Origin of the sequence: Gottfriedia acidiceleris (genome assembly GCF_023115465.1) — a bacterium.
Taxonomy (GTDB): Bacteria; Bacillota; Bacilli; order Bacillales; family Bacillaceae_G; genus Gottfriedia; species Gottfriedia acidiceleris_B.
The window spans coordinates 1646280-1665996 of the sequence record NZ_CP096034.1; the positions used below are offsets into that span (position 1 = coordinate 1646280).

The following is a 19717-nucleotide window of genomic DNA, read 5'->3' on the forward strand; positions in this document are numbered from 1 at the left end:
CTATGCATGACGGAAAAGCTTCCAGTTACTGTTACCGCATTAACCAAATATTTAAAAGCAAAATTTCAAGCGGATCGTAATTTGCAAAATATACTTCTCCGTGGCGAAATCTCAAATTTTAAACGTCATTCATCAAGCGGTCATTATTATTTTACGTTAAAAGATGATGGTGCTAGAATTGCAGCGGTCATGTTTCAATCCCATAATGCAAATATCGCATTTCAACCAACTGATGGTATGCAGGTTATTGTACAAGGTGAAATAAATGTATACCCAGGATCTGGTAGCTATCAAATCTACATAAGAGACATGCAACCTGATGGGGTTGGCGGTCTCTTTGTAGCTTATGAACAATTGAAGAAAAAACTATTAGAAGAAGGACTCTTTGATCAGAAATTAAAGAAAAAGATTCCTTCTTTTCCTAGTGTAATCGGGGTTGTTACTTCACCAACTGGTGCCGCAGTTCGCGATATAATTACAACGATTCAACGCAGATACCCGATTGGGAAAATAGTTGTAATTCCGACTCTTGTACAAGGTGAAGGGGCGAAAACTTCGATTGTAAAATCGATTGAAACAGCGGGTAAAATGAAAGAAATAGATGTGTTAATAGTCGGACGAGGCGGAGGGTCAATTGAGGAACTCTGGGCCTTTAACGAAGAAATAGTAGCAAGAGCGATCTTTGAATCAAAAATCCCAATCATTTCCGCAGTGGGTCATGAGACGGATACGACAATTGCTGATTATGTCGCTGATCTAAGGGCACCTACACCAACAGCTGCAGCAGAATTAGTTTCGCTAAGTCAAAGAGAAATACTAGAGCAATTTACAGTTCGAAAATCAAGACTAATCAAAGCGATGGATACGATTATAGAACGAAAACAAGCGCAATTAAAGGCTGTTCAAGATGCTTATGTTTTTAGATATCCAAATTCACTTTTCCATCCAAAACAAGAGCAATTTGATCGTATTAATGAACGTTTACATACATCAATAAATGAAATTATTAAGTCTAAAATAAACAAGCATAAAGAACTAAATTCTTCCCTACTTATTCATCATCCAAGTAATCGAGTTCAGCTTGAAAAGCAAAAGCACCAGCAATTACATATGGCTTTACAAAAAGAATTTAATCGCCTAATTACCCAGAAGAAATTTGAAATGGAAAGAGTAGTTCATACACTTGATGCACTTAGCCCATTAAAAGTTATGGCAAGAGGTTATTCATTAGCATATAAAAATGATAATGAATTAATGAAATCGGTTAAACAAGCAAAAAGCGGAGACCGATTCCAATTACAAATGACAGATGGGAAATTAAATTGTGAAGTACTTGAAGTAAAAGGAGAGTGAATCAATTGTCACAAAATGAGCGTTCTTTTGAAGAAGCAATAAAAGAAATTGAAATGATCGTACAAAAATTAGAGCAAGGTGACGTACCACTTGAAAAAGCGATCGAATACTTTCAAGAAGGTATAAAACTATCTCAAATTTGTCAAGAGAAGCTTACTAAAGTTGAAAAACAAATGACTTCTATATTAAATGAACAGGGTGAACAAACTCCTTTTACTGTTGAGGAGGAATAATATGAACACTTTCAAGGATTTTATGGAGTATTCCAGTAGACTAGTAAATGATGAAATGATTAAATCGGTTGAAAGATTAAAAGCACCAGAAAAATTAAAAGAATCTATGTCCTATTCATTACAAGGTGGAGGGAAAAGAATTAGACCTCTTTTACTTTTCGCAACTTTAGATGCTTTTGGTAATGACCCATTAATAGGGATAAAACCTGCATGTGCTTTAGAAATGATTCATACTTATTCATTAATTCATGATGATTTACCATGTATGGATGATGATGATTTTCGAAGAGGAAAACCGACAAATCATAAAGTATTTGGCGAAGATCTTGCGGTATTAGCAGGTGATGGCTTATTGACATACGCATTTAAATTAATTACGGAAATGAATGTTTTTCATGTATCTGACCAAGTGAAGCTACAATTAATTAGTGAATTGGCGATTGCTGCAGGTCCTGAAGGTATGGTTGCCGGTCAGGTAGCAGATATGGAGGGTGAAAGTAAAGAGCTTAGTGGAGAAGAATTGCAATATATCCATGAAAGAAAAACGGGTAAAATGCTAATGTATCCAGTTATTGCAGGTGCAATTATTTCAAAAGCAACAGCGGAACAATTATCCCATCTAACGCAATTTGCTTATAAACTCGGTATCGCATTTCAAATACAAGATGATATTTTAGACGTAATAGGTGATGAAGAAGTACTTGGTAAGCCAGTTGGTAGTGATGTAGAAAATGATAAAACTACTTATGTAAAGTTATATTCGGTCGAGGGTGCTAAAGAAAGGCTTCATACATTTATTACGGAAGCTAAACAACATGTTCGAGCATGTGGGATTAAAGATGACTACTTAATCTCAATTTGTGATTTTGTTGAAAATCGCAGCTTTTAAACTTTGATTATGTAATTAATTCCATGTCCATTGAATAGATTTATTCATTTATGTATAATGTAACTACTTTATAACCGTTAATGTTGTTAATAAAATATACAGAAATGTAGGCCGTTAACACATATGTGCTAGCGGCTTTCTTTTCATTTTGCAAAAAATATTTATTATTTTTGTTCTATAAAAATAAAAAACATTAAACAGATTTTAATAAAAATGGTATTATGATACATGGTGTTAAGAGTTAGTCATTTAAGAAACTAGCGTTTAACTACAAGTATGGTAAAATCATTTTATAGATAAAATTACATAATAATGAATTATTTATATAGATTTAACATCTAGGAAGGTGAGTGATCCAAGATGGATCTTACGACAATTGAAAATCCGAGCTTTTTAAAAAATAAAACGAACGGTGAATTAGAAGTATTAAGTGAAGAAATTCGTAAATTTCTTATTCAACAGCTTTCTGAAACAGGTGGTCATATTGCGCCAAATTTAGGAGTTGTTGAATTAACGATTGCATTACATAAAGTCTTTAATTCGCCTAAAGACAAATTTTTATGGGATGTAGGACATCAATCGTATGTTCATAAAATATTAACTGGTCGCGCAAAAGAATTTACAACACTAAGACAATTTAAAGGATTATGTGGCTTTCCTAAGCGAAATGAAAGTGAGCATGATGTATGGGAAACCGGACACAGTTCTACTTCTCTATCTGCGGCAATGGGGATGGCTATTGCTAGAGATATTAAAAAAACTGGTGAATACATTATTCCGATTATTGGAGATGGTGCATTAACTGGTGGGATGGCTCTTGAAGCTATGAATCATATTGGACATGAGCAAAAAGATGTCATCGTAATTTTAAATGATAATGAAATGTCTATAGCTCCGAACGTAGGTGCTTTACATAGCATTTTAGGAAGACTAAGAACAACTGGTAAATACCGATGGGCTAAAGGTGAACTTGAAGGTGTGATCAAAAAAATTCCTGGAATCGGAGACAAACTATCAAGTACATCAAAAAAATTAAAAGATAGCCTTAAATACTTAGTTACACAAGGTATGTTTTTTGAGGAAATGGGATTTACTTATTTTGGACCAGTTGATGGACATAATTTTGAAGACTTATTTGAATCACTTGAATATGCTAAGAAAACTAAAGGACCGGTATTAGTACATGTACTAACGAAAAAAGGAAAAGGATATAAGCCAGCAGAAAGTGATGATATTGGAACTTGGCATGGTACAGGTCCTTATAAAGTAGAATCTGGGAAGTTAATTAAGCCGGATAAAGCACCACCAGCATGGAGTAAACTTGTTAGTGATACTGTATTAAAATTAGCATTAAAAGATGAGCGAATCGTAGCGATTACTCCTGCAATGCCAGTCGGTTCAAAATTGGAAAATTTCCAAGCTCAATTACCTAACCGAATTTTTGATGTCGGTATTGCAGAGCAACATGCGGCTACAGTTGCAGCTGGTTTAGCAACACAAGGAATGAAACCATTTTTAGCAATTTATTCCACATTCCTTCAAAGAGCATATGACCAAGTATTACATGATATTTGCAGACAAAATTTAAATGTATTCATCGGAATCGACCGTGCAGGATTAGTAGGTGCTGATGGTGAAACTCATCAAGGTGTGTTTGATATTGCCTTTCTACGTCACATACCAAACTTAGTTTTAATGATGCCTAAAGATGAGAATGAAGGCCAACATATGGTAAACACTGCAATTCAATACGAAGATGGTCCAATTGCTCTGCGTTTCCCTAGGGGAAATGGTATCGGCGTACCAATGGATGAGCAATTAAAAGAAATTCCGATTGGATCATGGGAAGTATTAAGAGAAGGTTCTGATGCAGTTATTTTAACATTTGGTACAACAATTCAAATGGCAATGGATGCAGCGGATGATTTAGAGAAAGATAATATTTCTGTTAAAGTAGTAAACGCAAGATTTATTAAACCAATGGATACTGCAATGTTAAATGATATCTTCAAGGACGGCAAACCGATTTTAACAATTGAAGAAGCAGTATTACAAGGTGGTTTTGGAAGTGCTGTATTAGAATTTGCAAGTTCAAATAATTTTCAAAACGTCCGTGTAGAACGTATGGGTATACCGGATTTATTTGTTGAACACGGTGATGTTGATAAATTACTTGATGAAATTCATTTAACAAAAGATGAATCGGTTAAGAAAATCCGTGAAATGGTTTGTAATAAATAAGAGGATGACATTTAAATGGCAAAAAAGGAACGAGTAGACGTACTTTTAGTAGATCGTGGTTTAATCGAGACACGAGAAAAAGCTAAACGAGCAATTATGGCAGGACTTGTCTATACAAACGAACAAAGATTAGATAAGCCTGGAGAAAAAATAGATATCGAACTCCCTTTACAAATTAAAGGGGAAGTTATGCCTTATGTAAGCCGTGGAGGGTATAAATTAGAAAAAGCTATAAACACATTCGATCTATCAGTCAAAGATAAAATTATGATTGATATTGGATCTTCGACAGGTGGATTTACGGATTGTGCTCTTCAAAATGGGGCGAAAAAATCATATGCACTTGATGTTGGATACAATCAGCTTGCTTGGAAATTAAGACAAGATGAACGCGTTATTGTAATGGAACGAACAAATTTTCGTTATGTTAAACCAGAAGATTTAATTGAAGGGTTACCTCAATTTGCTTCAATTGACGTATCCTTTATTTCGTTACGTTTGATTTTACCAGTCTTAAAAACATTATTAGTACCTTCAAGTGATGTTGTCGCATTAATTAAACCACAATTTGAAGCTGGTAGACAGCAAGTTGGTAAAAAAGGTATTGTACGCGATCCAAAAGTGCATGAACAAGTTATCGAAATGATGATCGATTTTGCCCTTCGCCAAGGATATGATATAAAAGCATTAACTTTTTCTCCTATAACCGGTGGAGACGGTAATATTGAATTTTTAATTCATCTTCATTGGGAAGGTTCAAAGGAAATTGGAAATAGCGAGTTAAATCGATTACCAATGGAAATTGTAAATGAAGCACATAGTGAATTAAAGAAGGTAAAATAATAAAAAGGAAACCAAATAGGTTTCCTTTTTCTCCTTTTTTCAAATTAAGGTAAAACAGAAAAAAATTCATGCTAAAAAATGCATTTTATGAAAACGTTTAAAAAAATATATACAATAACGAGTAGATTAGATAAGATATTCTTTAAGTAAGATATTTGTCGGAATTTGCAAAGAGGTGTATTATGAATAAAGGTCAACGTCATATAAAAATACGAGAAATTATCGCAAAAAATGAAGTCGAAACACAAGATGAATTAGTACAATCACTAAGAGACTTAGGGTTTAAAGTAACCCAAGCAACGATTTCACGTGATATAAAAGAACTACATTTAGTAAAAGTTCCGTTATCTGACGGGCGATATAAATATAGCTTACCAGCAGATCAACGATTTAATCCGTTACAAAAATTAAAAAGACTTTTAATTGATTCATTCATTAAAATTGATAGTTCAAGTCATTTAATTGTAATGAAAACTTTGCCAGGTAATGCAAATGCAGTTGGTGCATTAATTGATCATTTAGATTGGTCAGAAATTATGGGTACAATCTGTGGTGATGATACAATCTTAATCATTTGTCGTACACCTGTAGATGCTGAGGATTTAAAAGAAAAATTTATTGACATGCTTCAATAGGAGAATGGTTTTAAAAAGAGGAGAGAAACTCATTGTTATCTGAAATTATCATTAAAAATTTTGCAATCATTGAGGAAGTTTCCATTTCATTTGAAAAGGGTTTAACTGTACTAAGTGGTGAAACAGGAGCTGGGAAATCGATTATTATTGACGCTATCGGTCTGTTACTTGGTGGTCGTGGTTCTGCAGAATTCGTAAGATATGATACTGAAAAAGCAGAAATTGAAGGCTTATTTCATATCGAAAATGAGAATCATCTAATTTATTCAAGATGCAGAGAATTAGGCTTTGACATTGAAGATGAAATGATTATTTTAAAAAGAGATATTACTTCATCTGGTAAAAGTGTATGCCGTATCAATGGGAAATTAGTGACAACTTCTATACTTAAGGAAATTGGTGGTTTACTTGTTGATATTCATGGGCAACATGAAAGCCAAGATTTAATGGACCAAGAACATCATTTACCGATGTTACAACAATACGATGAAAAAGCAATTGCTCCTTTGTATACTGAATATCAAAAAATATTTACTAACTATACAGACTTAAAAAAACAGTTAAAGCAATTAACTGAAAATGAACAACAAATGGCCCATAGATTGGATTTAATACAATTTCAGCTAACAGAAATACAAAATGCGAATTTGCAAGAAAATGAAGACGATCAGTTGATGGAAGAAAGACTTAAAATTTCTAATTTTGAACGCATTTATAAGTCTTTAGTTGAAGCGTATCAAAGTTTATCGCAGGATGGATCAGGTTTGGATTCGGTTAGAGCGAGTATGTATTCTTTAGAGTCAGTAACAAATATTGATAATGACATTAAAGAAATGCATGAAGGAATCAGTAGTAGCTATTACTTATTAGAGGATATATCGTATCGATTACGTGATTCCATTGAACAAATGGAATATGATCCAAATAGATTAAACGAAATTGAAACTCGTTTAAGCGAGATTTCCATGCTAAAGAAGAAATATGGGCACAGTGTTGCTGATATCTTAAAATATGCAGAAGATATTGAACAAGAGTTAGATACTATTCAACATAAAGATCTGCATATCGAGAAGTTACAAAAAGACTTAGATAATGTAACAATCAAGCTAATTAGTGCTGGTAAGACTCTTTCAAATAAAAGAAAAGAATTGGCAATCAAACTGACTGCTGATATACATAAAGAATTAAAAGAGCTCTATATGGATAAAACAACCTTTGAAATTATGTTTGATGTTGAAGAAGGACAAGAATCAGATCCAATTTTAGATGATCAACATATAAAGTTTAAAAAAGATGGCTTTGATTTTGTTGAGTTTTATATTTCAACAAATCCAGGTGAGCCTTTAAAGCCATTAGCAAAGGTGGCTTCTGGTGGAGAACTTTCAAGGATGTTCCTAGCATTAAAGAGCATTTTCACGAAGCATCAGGGGATTACATCAATCATATTTGACGAAGTTGATACAGGGGTTAGTGGAAGAGTAGCACAAGCAATAGCAGAAAAAATACACAAGGTGTCTATAGATTCTCAAGTTCTATGTATAACTCATCTACCACAAGTTGCTTCTATGGCAGATACGCATTTATTTATTGCCAAATTAATTGATGGAAATCGAACGAAAACTTCTGTTACACCATTACGAAATGATCAAAAAATTACTGAAATTGCAAGGATGATCGCTGGAGTTGAAATTACAGATGTGACGATTCAACACGCTAAAGAATTGATCGACCAGGCAGCTTCTGCAAAATACCAATCTCAATGATCTAAAAAGAGAATGTTTAATGATGGGAATTTTTTTCTATACATTAAATATTCTCTTTTTTTTATGGGAATTATTGATAAATTAGTAATTGGAAAATGCTAAATGAAACATACTAATACAACATTATACGTTAAAGAATCTATCATATTTTTACAATCATATTTTGCTTTTGCTAAGCTAACATTAACTACATAGCCACGAATTAAAAAAATGAAATTTGGCGCTAAGGAGAGTGATTCGCTTGTGAAAAATATAAATGTTCATCGAATAATAAAAATTCTTCTCCTTTTATTTATTGTTGGTATTGGCGTGTTTAATATAAATCAAAATAATGTGTTTTCATCTACCATAAAAAATAAGGATCAACAAGAAATTGTTAATGTAGCACTTGGTATGAATGAATTACCAAGTAAAAAGGTAGATGTTAAAGTATTAAACAGTTTAAGAATAATACCAGGGGGACAGTCAATAGGAGTAAAACTTAACTCAGTAGGTGTCTTAGTCGTTGGACATCATTTAGTAAATACCAGTTCAGGACAAAAGTCTCCAGGCGAAATTGCCGGTATTAAAGTAGGAGACATGATAATAAAAATGAATGGTAAACAAATTGAAAAAATGTCAGATGTATTACCTTTTATTCAAAAAGCAGGGAAATATGGAAAACCTATAAAAATCACGGTAAAACGTGAGGGTAAGTATTATACAAAAATGTTACAACCTATTCGGGACCAAGGTCATAATAGCTATCGAATTGGATTATATATTAGAGATTCAGCTTCTGGTATTGGTACGATGACATTCATTGAACCTAATTCATTAAAATATGGTGCACTAGGACATGTTATCTCTGATAGCGATACGAGAAAAGCCATAGAAGTAGAAGATGGACATATCGTCTATTCAACAGTGACTGCAATTGAAAAAGGTGCAGATGGCTCACCAGGAGAAAAAATAGCGCATTTTGCCTTAGATCGTGGAACGATTGGTAATATCACTTCAAATAGTCCATTTGGCATATTTGGTAAAGTTAACAATAAAATAGACAATGGAATCATGTCACAACCATTACCAATTGCATTATCAAATGAAGTGAAAAAAGGCCCTGCTAAAATACTTACCGTAATTCATGATAATAAAGTAGAAGCATTTGACATTGAAATAGTAAGCAGTATTCAACAAAAATTCCCTTCAACTAAAGGAATTATTTTAAAGGTTACAGATAAACGTTTACTTAAAGAAACTGGCGGAATTGTTCAAGGAATGAGCGGCTCACCAATCATTCAAAATGGAAAATTAATCGGAGCAGTTACACATGTTTTTGTAAATGATTCGACTAGTGGGTATGGGGTTCATATTGAGTGGATGCTTGATGAGGCTAAAGTCCCGATTTATGATTATCAAAATAAAAAGGCTTCTTGATTTAAAAAATACACCTATCAAATAATGTAGGTGTATTTTTTATGTTTATATATACTTCAGAATGCTCGTATTTTTTGTAAAGCGATATCTTCCTACTCGTCTCTTCTTGGAAGTGCTCAAAGGGCTACACTGCATCTTTCAAGTGTTAAGTATTCTATTAAAGTAACTCTTAATAAATGTATAACAAAAAATAAAATACCCTTTCTCTTTATGAATTATTACAATACTGAAAAATACACTTATAAAAATTTTGTAGTTAAAAATAAGTCAAAATAGGAAAAAAATGGTAATATACTAATAGCAACATCAAAAGATTAAAAAAAATTTAATGTAAAGGATGGTTGATATGACTGGTAATGTTACAGAATTGTAAATTTATATTAAAAATTATAAATTTACATACTATTTAATTTTTTATATAATGAATTATATGTATAATTCGACTTAATACATAGTAGTTTTTAATGCAATAGTCGAATGCTAGAAGAAATTGAAGAAAACTATCTATATTAATAAAAATATTCAGAATTTATAATAAAAACAGGAAATAAATTTTTATTGTCGAAATTATCGGTAATAAGTAATGAAAATTCACTATAGAGGATGTAGGGAGGAACGGGCGTGGAGAAAATTAAAGTATTATTAGTTGATGATAATAAAGAACTTGTTATTATGTTAGAAAACTACATTAACGCACAAACAGATATGGAAGTGGTTGGGGTTGCGTTTAATGGACAAGACTGCTTACCTCTAGTGAAAGATAAAAAGCCAGATGTACTAGTCCTAGATATTATTATGCCACATTTAGATGGATTAGCGGTTTTAGATCGTTTACGCACTGGCTTAGTTGAAAAAATTCCAAACGTAATTATGCTAACAGCATTTGGTCAAGAAGATGTTACTAAAAAAGCTGTTGACCTTGGTGCATCATATTTTATCTTAAAACCATTTGATATGGAGCATTTAATCTCAAATATCCGTCAAGTAGTTGGAAAAGGTAGTGCGGTAACTAAACGTAATGCACCTTCTTTAGTTTCAAATTACGAAAGCAAGCCACGTAACTTAGATGCTAGTATCACAAGTATCATCCATGAAATTGGGGTACCTGCACATATTAAAGGATATATGTACTTACGTGAAGCGATTTCGATGGTATATAACGATATTGAGCTTCTAGGTTCAATTACAAAAGTTTTATATCCAGATATCGCTAAAAAGTTTAATACTACAGCTAGCCGAGTTGAACGTGCAATTCGACATGCAATTGAAGTAGCATGGAGCCGTGGCAATATCGATAGTATTTCTACATTATTTGGTTATACAATTTCAATGTCAAAGGCAAAACCAACAAATTCAGAATTTATTGCAATGGTAGCTGATAAATTACGTTTAGAACATAAAGCTTCTTAATTTATTTTTATTATTCATTACTCAAGAAAATTCAATCCCGATTAACTTCTAATAGTGATTCCACAGACATTTCTCTTAGCGAATAACTTCTTATGAGATCTTCGGTACTTTTTCGCATTAGCAATTATATTATTTGTAAAAAGAAAACGTTGTCTATCGTAGACAACGTTTTCTTTTGCTGTTGAAGTACTACCTTGTCAATTAATTATCAAATTCTCGGAGTAGAGTGATGTTGATTTCCATTACAGAATGCTCGCTTTCCCTGGGGCGCCACCTGAGCCTCCTTGGCGAGACCTGAGAATCCTCGGCAAGCCTGCGGGGTCTTTAGCCTTCCCGCATATCCCAAAGGAGTCGAGCATCTCCATTCCAATCAACTAATTCATCTAAAAAAAGTTTGCGATATAAACTTATTTTAATATCCTTTACTTTGTGTAAAATAACAGATAGTAACCGTTGAATTTACACTTTATAAAAATTAGTTTGCGTAATAATTTTTAGTATGCTATAATAATTAATGCGCCACTGAAACATTTAGCAAATCGATATTATTACTACGAAATTTGGGAGAAAATTGGACGTACTCCATGACACGTTAGCTATTTCAACCTTATTTCAAAACTAGTAATAGTGTGTGTTAGTGAAGATTGTTGTGAAACAAGCTGCCTAATGGAACGGCCCTGGAGCCGAATTGCGAAAGAGAGGTAGGGCTTTCGCCAATAAACAACAATTTTTATATTTAAATAACTAACATATATAATATAACAAAGGCTATTCGTATACGTTGTACGAATAGCCTTTTTCCATTTATAAAATAAACCGATAAATTATATAAAGAAATAAAAAAATAGGACATACCAATATGGTTGTCCTATCTCTTTGAAGTTTTTAATTATGAATTAGAATATAAATACAATCGTGAAAACAATCGCTACAATAAAACGATAAACTGCAAAACCTGTTAGTTTTACTTTCTCTAATAATTTTAGGAAGGAAACGATCGCAAGTAATGCAACAATGAATGCAGTGATGAATCCAGTTGCGAATAATGGTAGATCTGAAGCACTTAAAATATCGATATTTTTAATAAAATCTAATCCACTTGCAGCAATCATCATTGGTACTGCTAAAATAAAAGTAAATTCTGCAGAAGTTTTTCGATCTAATCCAAATAATAATCCCCCAGCTATTGTAGAGCCTGATCGTGAAAATCCTGGCCATAAAGCTAGCATTTGGAAGCATCCAACAATAAAAGCTTGTTTATATGAGATGTGATCTAAATCAGATGATTTAGGATGTTTAGAGACTTTTTCAGCAACAATTAATAAAATACCGCCTGCTACTAATCCGATTACAACAGTTTTAGGTGAGAATAAAACATCCTTAATGAAATCATGGAATATAAGCCCTACAATCCCGGCTGGAATAGCACCGATAATAATATGAATTAAGTTAAGGTTCGTTTGTCTGTAACCATCTGATTTTACTCCTAGTACTGACCAGAGTCGTTTCCAAAAAACAACAACTACGGCTAGAATTGAACCAAGTTGAACTATTACTTCAAAAAATGAAGCCTTCTCACCTGTGAAATTTAATAAATCAGCAACTAATATCATATGACCAGTAGAAGAAACAGGTAAAAATTCTGTTAATCCTTCTACCATCCCCATGATCAAACCAATTAACCAATCAGGTAACATTTAAAAATACCTCCATAAATACTTTTCGTTATAAAATATACACAATACATTACATTTTACTTGAAAACTAATTAATATGAAAGGAAGTTTAAATTAAAATTAGCTCATAATTGTTAATTATTTGTACAATTTTACATAAAAATGAAATTTAAGGTTAGAATAAATAAAAAAAGAAGTAGAAAAACTACTTCTGCCATTTTTATTGACGCTATTTTGACTATTTAGATTCTTTATCCTCAGAAGCTTCTTCGCTTTTAGACAAATCCAATTCCATCAACTTTTTCATTAATATATGCTGTGGCATATGCATAATTTGTTCTAAAGGAACGTTTAATTTCTTAGAAAGTAAAATTGCCGTTTCAGGCGAAATTTGCAATGGTCGCATAATAATCCTCCTTAGTTTCGTAAAAATAGTATACAATAAGAAAAAGAAGAAAGTACATATTTTCTCATGTGGGGGGAATTTGAGTGGTCGATATTATAGGTCATAGAGGTGCTGCAGGAACCTACCCAGAAAATACAATGGTTTCTTTTATGGCATGCGAAGATTTAGGTGCAGACGGTATAGAATTAGATGTACACTTATCAAAAGATGGTGAAATCGTTGTTATTCATGATGAAACAATAAATCGCACAACTAACGGAAAAGGTTTCGTGAAAGATTATACTTTAGATGAATTAAAGCAATTTGATGCTAGTTATCGATTTAAACGCCAATTTAAGGGTTGCACGATCCCGACCTTAATAGAAGTATTTCAATGGGCAAAAGGAAATAACTTTAGTATCAATGTTGAATTAAAGAATGATAAAATCGAATACCATGGACTTGAGGAACGTGTAATAAATTTAATCCGTTCATATGAATATGAAAAAAGAATCGTTTTATCATCCTTTAACCATAAAAGTATGCTTAAATTTCACTTAATGGCACCGGATATTGAAACAGCAGTCCTATTTAATAGAAGAAGTAAAGAACCGTGGAAGATTGCTGAAGACTATAAAGCAAATGCAATTCATCCGAATTATCGTATTATTACTGATGAACAGATAGAAGAAACTATGGAACATCACATTGCCGTAAGACCGTATACAATCAATGAACCAGCTGTTATGAAACGATTATTTGAAGTCAATTGTACAGCGATTATTACTGACTATCCAGAGATAGCTTTCCAAGTCAGAAGTCAATTTCTTAGTAAATAAAAAAGTGCTCTCATCAGCACTTTTTTTGTTTTGTTATTTATCTTTAATGAGACCCTAAGTTATACTTTGACAAAAATTATCTTTTTAAAAATCTGCCTTGTACTTTGTTTCGTTTACGATCTCTAAATAATACAAAGCTTCCGACTAAATAAAAACCGACTCCTAATGAAACAAGTCCGATTAATAATTGCAATGGAAGATTTGGAATGCCAAAAGAATGGATTAGAAAAACCGTATCACGAAGTAATTTAATTCCGATAACTGCTAAAGCTATTGGTACAACAATCACAACGAATGCTAACATACGTGTAAATGATTCTTTCATTTTTATTAATTCCTCCGATAAAAGTAACAATAAATTTACGTAATTCTCTTTCTTCATAATCTTATACAAGGATAGTGTTGTCAAGACTTATAAAACATTTGAAATAGACGAATGAATGACTTTATATATATAATAGTCTAATGTGTTCAATAATTTGTTGAAATTAGTAGGTGAACTAAGATGAAACAAAACGTAATGATTGTTGGAATGGGAACTGGAGGTACAGCTGTATTAAAACTTCTATCACATTCTGATTTATTTCATGTTGTTGCAGTAGTAGATATGATAAAAGAGGCTAAAGGCGTAGAACTTGCTAAAAGCTTACATATTCCAATACTAAAGGATTGGAAGTCTAATTTAAACGAAGAGATTGATGTTGTCATAAATACTACTGGAGATGAAACCATATACCAGGAATTAATCGAGTATAAACCTAAGAATACTTTAGTGATCCCAGGTTCTGTTGCAAAAATGATATCTGATCTTGTTCAAGAAAAAGAATCACTTTTTAATTTAATCAATAATAAAAAAAGGCAACAGGAACTCATTTTGGACAACACTCATGATGGGATGATTGTGGTTGATAAATGGGGAAAAATTCTTTTATTTAATCGCTCAGCAGAAAGAATGTTACATACTGATAAAGATGCTGCGATTGGTAGGTATATATTGGATGTTGTCCCAACTAGTAAATTACCTCGGGTTCTTCAAACAAAAAAGAAGGAAATTAATCAAGAACATATTTTAATTAACGGAAGTAAGATTTTTACGACCCGAATTCCAATCTTTCGAGATGATGGTGAACTTGAAGGGGCAATTTCTGTTTTTAAAGATGATACTGAGGTTATCGATTTAGCAGAAGAGGTTACAAATTTAAAAGAAGTTTATAGCATGCTTGAAGCAGTCATTCAAAGTTCGGATGAAGCAATTTCAGTTGTAGATGAAAAAGGTAATGGAATTATTATTAATCCTGCATACACAAGATTGACTGGATTATCCAGTGAACAAGTTCTTGGTAAACATGCAACAATTGATATTACTGAAGGTGAAAGTGTTCATTTAAAAGTCTTGAAAACAAAACAAGCAGTTCGTGGAGTACGCATGAAAGTCGGAAAGCAAAATCGTGATGTACTAGTGAATGTAGCTCCAGTAATCGTAGACGGAAAATTAAAAGGCAGTGTTGGAGTAATCCATGATGTTTCTGAAATTTCACAGTTAACGAATGAACTACATAGAGCACGTCAAATTATTAGAACATTAGAGGCAAAATATTCTTTCGAGGATATAGCTGGTGAATCTGAAGGAATCAGTTTAGCGATCATGCAGGCTAAATTAGCAGCGAGCACTCCTGCTACCGTATTACTACGTGGGGAATCAGGAACAGGTAAAGAATTGTTTGCTCACGCGATTCATAATGAAAGCGATCGCAAATATAATAAATTCGTTCGAGTGAATTGTGCTGCTATTTCTGAGTCTTTATTGGAAAGTGAATTATTTGGTTATGAAGAAGGTGCTTTTTCTGGCGCAAAACGTGGTGGGAAAAGAGGGCTTTTTGAGGAAGCTAATAATGGTAGTATTTTCTTAGATGAAATTGGAGAATTATCACCTGCGATGCAAGCCAAACTATTAAGGGTCCTACAAGAGAAAGAAATAAGACGTGTTGGTGGAACAAAGTCTATTCCTATAAATGTGCGAGTGATTGCTGCTACGAATGTCCATCTGGAGGAAGCAATCATTGAAGGAAAGTTTCGTGAAGATCTATATTATCGATTAAATAAACTTCCTATTATTATTCCTGCGCTAAAGGATCGAATTGAAGATATTTTACCGATTGGCGAAAGATTATTAGCAAAAATCAATCAAGACTACGGTCGAAATGTTGAGGGAATCTCATTATCAGCATTAAATAAATTAAAAAGTTACAATTGGCCTGGTAATGTTAGGGAGTTGGAAAATGTGCTAGGAAGAGCTGTTATATTTATGAAATTTAATGAAAAACAAATCCTACCTGAACATTTATCAGCGATTGTACAAGTTAAGCAAGAACAATCTGTTCATCATAACGAAGTTCATACTGAAGAAATAAGCTCCCTTGATGAAATGGTTATAAATTATGAAGGTGAAATTATTGAAAAGATATTAATGAAAAATAATGGCAATAAAACAAGGTCCGCAAAAGAGCTTGGAATATCAGTAAGGAATTTGTATTATAAATTGGAAAAATACCACACTGCAAAAAATAGCACGCAATAATTTGCGTGCTATGAATATTTTTGCATACAATTACTGTCATTTTTCAAAATATTGTTGTAGAATAGATTTACTGGTGTTACTAGTACCTGGTACTAGAATGTTAGTAATGTAAGGCTTTTCAACTATTTTTGAAATAGTTTTATCCTTTTTGAAAAGTTGGCACGCAAATTGCTTTATATAGTGCAGGGGGATGAAAGGAAGGGCTTTCAATGAATTTAACAGATATAATGTTACGCGCGAAGAATTATTCTAGGCAAACTGTTGCTGTAGCTGTTGCTGAAGACTTCGAAGTAAAAGAAGCAGTTTCAATTGCGTTAGATAATGATTTAGCAAACTTTTTACTTTTCGGAAACGAGCAAGCGATCTATGAAATGTATGATGAATTATTAAAAAACGAACAATTTGCAGAAAGACTAAAAATTGTTCATTCTCATTCAAACAAAGAGGCTGCTAAAAATGCAGTTGTAGCTGTTCGCTCTGGTGAAGCTTCAATTGTAATGAAAGGTAATCTTTCATCTTCAGTTCTTCTAAAAGAAGTATTGAACAAAGAATATGGTTTAAGAGATAAAAGTGTTTTATCGCATGTTGCAATATTCGACGTACCAGGTAGAGAAAATGCAGTAATCGTAACAGATGCTGCGATGAACATAGCACCTACGTTAGATCAAAAGGTGAAAATTATTGAAAATAGTGTTGAAATTGCAAGGAAAGTAGGAATAGAAACCCCTAAAGTTGCTGTACTGGCAGCTGTTGAAGTAGTAAATCCTGCAATGCAAGTAACACTAGATGCAGCAACACTAACTGTCATGAATACAAGAGGACAAATTAAAAATTGTATTGTTGATGGACCATTAGCGCTTGATAATGCCATTTCTGTTGAAGCAGCTGAACATAAAGGATTAACAGGTGAAGTTGCTGGGCGAGCTGATATTTTATTAGTACCTACAATAGAAACTGGAAATATTTTATATAAATCATTAGTCTTTATGGCTAACTCAGAAGTGGCTGCACTTATTGCTGGAGCAAAGGCACCGATTGTTTTAACTTCGCGTTCTGACTCTGCAATGACAAAATTATATTCATTAGCGTTAGCTATATGTAATTCTAAAAACTAAACTTACACATTTTAAGGGAGCTGTTATTACATGGAAATCTTCAAATACTTAGAAACTTATGATTATGAGCAAGTTGTTTTCTGCCAAGATAAGGAATCTGGATTAAAAGCAATTATTGCGATCCACGATACAACATTAGGCCCAGCATTAGGTGGAACAAGAATGTGGACTTACGAAACAGAAGAAGCTGCAATTGAAGATGCTCTACGTTTAGCAAAAGGTATGACTTATAAAAATGCTGCTGCTGGCTTAAACTTAGGTGGAGGAAAAACTGTAATCATCGGTGATCCACGTAAAGATAAAAACGAAGCTATGTTCCGTGCATTTGGTCGATATATCCAAGGTTTAAATGGACGTTATATTACTGCTGAGGATGTAGGTACTACTGTAGCAGATATGGACTTAATTCGTGAAGAAACTGATTTCGTAACTGGTATTTCACCATCATTTGGTTCTTCAGGTAATCCATCTCCAGTAACTGCATATGGTGTATATCGTGGTATGAAAGCTGCTGCTAAAGAAGCATTCGGAACAGATAGCTTAGAAGGTAAAGTTATTGCAGTTCAAGGTGTAGGTAATGTTGCCTTTAACTTATGCAGATACTTACACGAAGAAGGTGCAAAATTAATCGTAACTGATATTAATAAAGAATCAGTTCAACGTGCTGTTGAAGAATTTGGTGCTACGGCTGTTGATCCAGACGATATCTACAGTGTTGAATGTGATATTTACGCGCCATGTGCTTTAGGTGCAACGATCAATGATAAAACGATTCCACAAATTAAAGCGAGAGTTATCGCTGGTGCGGCAAATAACCAATTAAAAGAAACACGTCACGGTGATTTAATTCACGAATTAGGTATTGTTTACGCTCCTGACTACGTAATTAATGCTGGTGGAGTTATCAACGTTGCCGACGAGTTATACGGATATAACCGTGAACGTGCAATGAAAAAAGTTGAAGGTGTATACGATAACATCGCAAAAGTTATTGAAATTTCAAAACGTGATGGAATTCCAACATATTTAGCTGCAGACCGTTTAGCAGAAGAGCGTATTGCTCGTATGGCAAAATCTCGTAGCCAATTCTTATCAAATAGTCACAGCATCATTAGTAGAAGATAATTGATCTAGTTAAAAATTATGAGTAATTCCTTTATTTTTTAGATAGAAAGAAAGAGTGAAGCTCTTTCTTTCTAGTTATAAAAGTAAGGTAAACATTTAGGAGGAGAGTGTTGACAATGCATCGTATTTTAGTAATTAATCCTGGCAGCACATCCACAAAGGTTGGTGTATTTGATGATGAAAAACCAATTTTTGAACAAACAATACGCCATGACGATGAAGAATTAAATAAATACAAAACAATAATTGATCAATATGAATTTAGAAAAAATGTTATTTTAGAGGTACTACACAAAGAAGGCATTAACATTTCTAAATTAAGTGCTGTATGTGGTCGAGGTGGACTACTTAGACCAATCGAAGGTGGAACTTATGCAGTAAATGAAATCATGTTAGAAGATTTGAAAATAGGTTATAGTGGTCAGCATGCTTCAAATCTTGGTGGAATCATTGCTAATGAGATTGCACAAGGATTAAACATCCCAGCATTTATCGTTGATCCAGTAGTTGTTGATGAATTAGATCCGGTTGCAAGAATTAGCGGACAATCACTTATGGAAAGAAGAAGTGTTTTCCATGCCTTAAATCAAAAAGCTGTAGCACGTAAAGTGTCAAAACAGTTAGATCAGTCATATAACGATTTAAACCTTATTATCGCCCATATGGGTGGAGGTGTGAGTGTTGGTGCTCATAAAAAAGGACGCGTAATTGACGTAAATAACGGTTTAGATGGTGAAGGACCTTTCAGTCCAGAGCGAGCTGGAACTGTACCAATTGGTGATTTAATAAAACTTTGTTACTCTGGTGACTACTATATTAACGAAGTTCAAAAAATGATGGTTGGTCAAGGTGGATTAGTTAGCTATCTTGGAACAGCAGATGCAATTAAAGTCGAAAGCATGATTGAAAATGGTGACGAAAAAGCTGCATTAGTATATGAAGCAATGGCTTACCAAGTCGCAAAAGAAATTGGAAGTGCGGCAGCTGTTCTTGAAGGCCATATTGATGCAATTATATTAACAGGTGGAATTGCTTATAGTGATTTTATTGTTAATGAAATAACTAAAAGAGTTAAATGGATGGCACGTGTAATTGTTTTACCAGGTGAAAATGAACTTCAAGCTCTTTGTGAAGGTGCACTTCGCGTACTTCGAGAAGAAGAAGAAGCAAAAATCTATCCTGGAGAATTTGCAGTTAAATCTTTAGTATAAAT

At 33.2% G+C, this 19717-nt stretch carries 16 protein-coding genes and 1 pseudogene; 14 read left to right on the forward strand and 3 right to left on the reverse strand.

Features of this window, described 5'->3' with window-relative positions:
• The first annotated feature begins 6 nt into the window (after positions 1–6).
• The 9 genes and pseudogenes from xseA to spo0A all read left to right on the forward strand — a co-directional run bounded on the left by xseA (position 7) and on the right by spo0A (position 10786).
• Entirely contained in the window at positions 7–1353 is a 1347-nt protein-coding gene (xseA, locus tag MY490_RS07850) for an exodeoxyribonuclease VII large subunit (protein WP_248268712.1), read from the forward strand.
• 53 nt (positions 1354–1406) lie between these two features.
• Positions 1407–1586, forward strand: coding sequence for an exodeoxyribonuclease VII small subunit (gene xseB / locus MY490_RS07855; protein ID WP_069034312.1), 180 nt, complete (start codon positions 1407–1409; stop codon positions 1584–1586).
• A 1-nt stretch (position 1587) separates the two neighbouring features.
• The gene (locus MY490_RS07860) at positions 1588–2475 is read left to right on the forward strand and encodes a polyprenyl synthetase family protein (RefSeq protein ID WP_432707041.1); all 888 of its coding nucleotides are present in this window, start codon (positions 1588–1590) and stop codon (positions 2473–2475) included.
• A 360-nt stretch (positions 2476–2835) separates the two neighbouring features.
• A complete protein-coding gene (gene dxs, locus MY490_RS07865) occupies positions 2836–4716 on the forward strand; it encodes a 1-deoxy-D-xylulose-5-phosphate synthase (RefSeq protein ID WP_248268713.1) in 1881 nt (626 codons plus the stop codon).
• A 15-nt stretch (positions 4717–4731) separates the two neighbouring features.
• Positions 4732–5559 (forward strand): TlyA family RNA methyltransferase, encoded by an 828-nt coding sequence (locus MY490_RS07870; RefSeq protein ID WP_248268714.1) that lies wholly within the window; start codon positions 4732–4734, stop codon positions 5557–5559.
• A 182-nt stretch (positions 5560–5741) separates the two neighbouring features.
• Entirely contained in the window at positions 5742–6194 is a 453-nt protein-coding gene (gene ahrC / locus MY490_RS07875) for a transcriptional regulator AhrC/ArgR (protein WP_069034068.1), read from the forward strand.
• 32 nt (positions 6195–6226) lie between these two features.
• Positions 6227–7957 (forward strand): DNA repair protein RecN, encoded by a 1731-nt coding sequence (gene recN / locus MY490_RS07880; protein WP_248268715.1) that lies wholly within the window; start codon positions 6227–6229, stop codon positions 7955–7957.
• Positions 7958–8266: 309 nt separating this feature from the next.
• Positions 8267–9376: pseudogene (gene spoIVB / locus MY490_RS07885) on the forward strand (SpoIVB peptidase); the annotation flags it as partial.
• Between the two features lie 621 nt (positions 9377–9997).
• Positions 9998–10786 (forward strand): sporulation transcription factor Spo0A, encoded by a 789-nt coding sequence (gene spo0A, locus MY490_RS07890; RefSeq protein ID WP_248268716.1) that lies wholly within the window; start codon positions 9998–10000, stop codon positions 10784–10786.
• An 896-nt stretch (positions 10787–11682) separates the two neighbouring features.
• Here the strand turns inward: spo0A and bacA are convergent.
• The gene (gene bacA / locus MY490_RS07895; protein WP_248268717.1) at positions 11683–12483 is read right to left on the reverse strand and encodes an undecaprenyl-diphosphate phosphatase; all 801 of its coding nucleotides are present in this window, start codon (positions 12481–12483) and stop codon (positions 11683–11685) included.
• A 217-nt stretch (positions 12484–12700) separates the two neighbouring features.
• Positions 12701–12868 (reverse strand): YycC family protein, encoded by a 168-nt coding sequence (locus MY490_RS07900; protein ID WP_248268718.1) that lies wholly within the window; start codon positions 12866–12868, stop codon positions 12701–12703.
• Positions 12869–12951: 83 nt separating this feature from the next.
• Between MY490_RS07900 and MY490_RS07905 the strand changes: the two genes are divergently transcribed.
• Positions 12952–13686 carry a glycerophosphodiester phosphodiesterase gene (locus tag MY490_RS07905; RefSeq protein WP_432707042.1) on the forward strand — a complete coding sequence of 245 codons (735 nt, stop codon included), beginning with the start codon at positions 12952–12954 and terminating at the stop codon, positions 13684–13686.
• A gap of 76 nt (positions 13687–13762) precedes the next feature.
• On the opposite strand, the gene MY490_RS07910 is transcribed toward MY490_RS07905, so the two are convergent.
• A complete protein-coding gene (locus MY490_RS07910; RefSeq protein WP_069034062.1) occupies positions 13763–14011 on the reverse strand; it encodes a DUF2627 domain-containing protein in 249 nt (82 codons plus the stop codon).
• A gap of 180 nt (positions 14012–14191) precedes the next feature.
• Between MY490_RS07910 and MY490_RS07915 the strand changes: the two genes are divergently transcribed.
• From MY490_RS07915 to buk, 4 genes are all read left to right on the forward strand, one after another.
• Positions 14192–16264 (forward strand): sigma-54 interaction domain-containing protein, encoded by a 2073-nt coding sequence (locus MY490_RS07915; protein WP_248268719.1) that lies wholly within the window; start codon positions 14192–14194, stop codon positions 16262–16264.
• 209 nt (positions 16265–16473) lie between these two features.
• The gene (yqiS, locus tag MY490_RS07920) at positions 16474–17379 is read left to right on the forward strand and encodes a phosphate butyryltransferase (protein WP_248268720.1); all 906 of its coding nucleotides are present in this window, start codon (positions 16474–16476) and stop codon (positions 17377–17379) included.
• A 30-nt stretch (positions 17380–17409) separates the two neighbouring features.
• Positions 17410–18504 carry a Leu/Phe/Val dehydrogenase gene (gene bcd, locus MY490_RS07925; protein ID WP_248268721.1) on the forward strand — a complete coding sequence of 365 codons (1095 nt, stop codon included), beginning with the start codon at positions 17410–17412 and terminating at the stop codon, positions 18502–18504.
• A gap of 110 nt (positions 18505–18614) precedes the next feature.
• Positions 18615–19715 carry a butyrate kinase gene (buk, locus tag MY490_RS07930; protein ID WP_248268722.1) on the forward strand — a complete coding sequence of 367 codons (1101 nt, stop codon included), beginning with the start codon at positions 18615–18617 and terminating at the stop codon, positions 19713–19715.
• Positions 19716–19717: the final 2 nt, after the last annotated feature.